The sequence below is a fragment of the Alkalihalobacillus sp. MEB130 genome, assembly GCF_032335535.1.
Taxonomy (GTDB): domain Bacteria; phylum Bacillota; class Bacilli; order Bacillales; family Bacillaceae_D; genus Halalkalibacter.
The window spans coordinates 1-2,364 of sequence record NZ_JAOANA010000052.1; the positions used below are offsets into that span (position 1 = coordinate 1).

The following is a 2,364-nucleotide window of genomic DNA, read 5'->3' on the forward strand; positions in this document are numbered from 1 at the left end:
TGTATTTTGCAAGACAAAAGTGCAGAAAAATGCAAGAAATAGTGCAGAGTTTTGCCACCCAATAATTTAATTATCTTGCCTTTGATAAAGCGTTCGAAAGCCTGTAGCTTCCGCCACTATATGTTAAGACATGAGCGTGGTGAATTAATCGGTCCACCAACGCTGCAGTAAGCCTAGAGTCAATAAATATGCGATTCCACTGGCTAAACTCTAAATTTGATGTGATGATCAAACTTTTTTGTTCGTACCATTCTGCAATAAGTTGAAATAGTAACTCTGATCCCTCCTTGCTAAAAGGGAGGTACCCCATCTCATCCAAAATGATCAAATCTACCTTTTCAAACTTTTTCCTAAAAGAAGGCAACTTATCCTGTTTAAATGCATGTTCCAATTGCTCTATTAGATGGGATACGCGAAAGAATCTAACTTCATGTCCCATCTCGCATGCTTTTCTCCCTAGACCAGTCGCCAAGTGAGTTTTACCCGTACCAGGAGAACCTATTAAAACCACGTTCTGTTGCTGCTTAATGAAATCAAGGCTCATAAGAGCTTCTTTATCTATTTGTGCAGGAAATCTAATCCTGTCATTCCACTCATAATTACTTAGACTTTTAGAATCAAGAAATTTGGCATTTTTAATTAGTCGCTGTACTTTTGCTTTTTCCCGCAAACTAAATTCCTTATTAAATATAGCCTCCAAAAATTGAGATGGTGATTCAAAAGGTATTGTTTCATAGATTTCAGCTACATAAGCAAGTCTTAAAGATTTACACATACTACGGATTGGATCACTCATGAATTATCCCTCCCATTTGAGGGTGCTAAGGAATCGTACAGCGACCAATCAATCCCAAAGGGATTTTCATTCTGACAAGATATCAAATCATAAAATTCTTCATTTATTCTTTTCATATCATGCGTAACGAGTAAACTTACTAACTCTGTTAAGCGAGCTTTCCGAACGATTAAATCATCAACCATTAAATAATCGTTAATTCTTCCTGGTAAGTACTTTTGATATCTTGAATAAGGAACAACTCTTGGTTTTCTAATCCAATCTTTAAAAACAGATAACCAAGGAATAGCTCGTTTTTTATTCATGTACGGCCTAAAATCTTCTAATAAAATTTCACCATCAGGAGAAACAGCTTTAAATTTATCCCAAGACAAAATGAAATAAATACTAGGGTAATTTGAAGCTTTGGGAATATGGATTAATACATTATCTAACTTGGCCTCATTAAACTTATTTACCTTAGCTTCAATCTCTTTGAAAATAGGATATTCTTCTGCTGGCAATTCTAGTAAATGTTTCTTCTCCTCATTCCAGAGATCTTCGATCATTACTTCCTTTTCGTAGTGAAGCCTTTGCCGATCTTTTTCAAGCTTAATACGAAGTGTTTCAGTCAAATCCTCGTAACTATTTATAACTGGAGAGGTAGGGAAGAAATTATACCTGACATAACCAACTTTGTTTTCTACGTTACCTTTTTCGTGCCCGCTACGAGGATTACAAACTTGTACTTCAAAGCCATAATGATTTTGAAATTGAATGAATGCTTCGGTCAATTTTGCTTCTTCAAACTTTGACCTTACTTTCTTTACGGCAGGCGTTAAATTATCAATTCTTATCTTCCTAGGAACTCCCTTTGCTTGATGAAACAGTAATTTAAGACCTTGAAGAAAACACTCTTGATTCTCCGATGGTAACGGTGCAACAAAGGCTGCATTACTACATGGGTAAGACATTACTAGGGCATGAATATCAACAAATTCTCCATCTTTAACTGCTTCCATTATTCCAAAGTCTACCTGTGCTTCACTAGGAGGATGTTCTAAGCGATCATGGCCTTTATCGTGATGATCATTATGGCTATTCTCCCAATCAGATACAAAATAACAAACAGTTCTGTAAGAACCTTGAAATCCATGACTTTGGAGTTCTTCAAAAATAGCTTTCTTCGTACGACGTGACTTTTTCTTTAACTTACTGTCCTCAAAGAGCCAATCGGAAACCATCTCTCCCCAGTTACCTTCAGTCATCATTCCTTTCTTTTGCTTTATTTTAGATTGAGGCAATTGTTCACCATCCCCATACTTCTTAGCGGTTCTCCAGTTAATACCAAGTGTTTTTTGGATCTTAGATATAGATAAACCCTTGTTGTTTCTCAAGTTTTTGATACAATGAATATCAGACATTGCTAGCATCCTTTCATATTCCTCCACTCTGTGAATGATTCGACACCATTACAGTAGAGGGACTTGGGGTGACTGGCAAGTCTTTTTTTATGCACTTATAAAATAAAGTGCAGGACTCTGCATTTTTCCTTTGCAAAGCTCTGCACTTTTATTTTGCAATAAACA

General features: G+C 36.1%; 2 protein-coding genes. Both read right to left on the reverse strand.

Translation table 11 applies throughout. The features are described 5' to 3' along the window. Window positions 1-70 precede the first annotated feature (70 nt). Window positions 71-796 carry an IS21-like element helper ATPase IstB gene (gene istB, locus N0O92_RS23560; protein ID WP_315617479.1) on the reverse strand — a complete coding sequence of 242 codons (726 nt, stop codon included), beginning with the start codon at window positions 794-796 and terminating at the stop codon, window positions 71-73. Beyond that, complete coding sequence (gene istA / locus N0O92_RS23565) at window positions 793-2,199, reverse strand: IS21 family transposase (RefSeq protein WP_315617481.1); 1,407 nt, start codon at window positions 2,197-2,199, stop codon at window positions 793-795. Before istA ends, istB begins: the two co-directional genes overlap by 4 nt. Between the last annotated feature and the right edge of the window lie 165 nt (window positions 2,200-2,364).

What these genes read in the sequence shown, in the direction of transcription:
- istB (WP_315617479.1), bottom strand. Translation starts at nt 796, where the DNA reads ATGAGTGATCCAATCCGTAGTATGTGTAAATCTTTAAGACTTGCTTAT.
- istA (WP_315617481.1), bottom strand. Translation starts at nt 2,199, where the DNA reads ATGTCTGATATTCATTGTATCAAAAACTTGAGAAACAACAAGGGTTTA.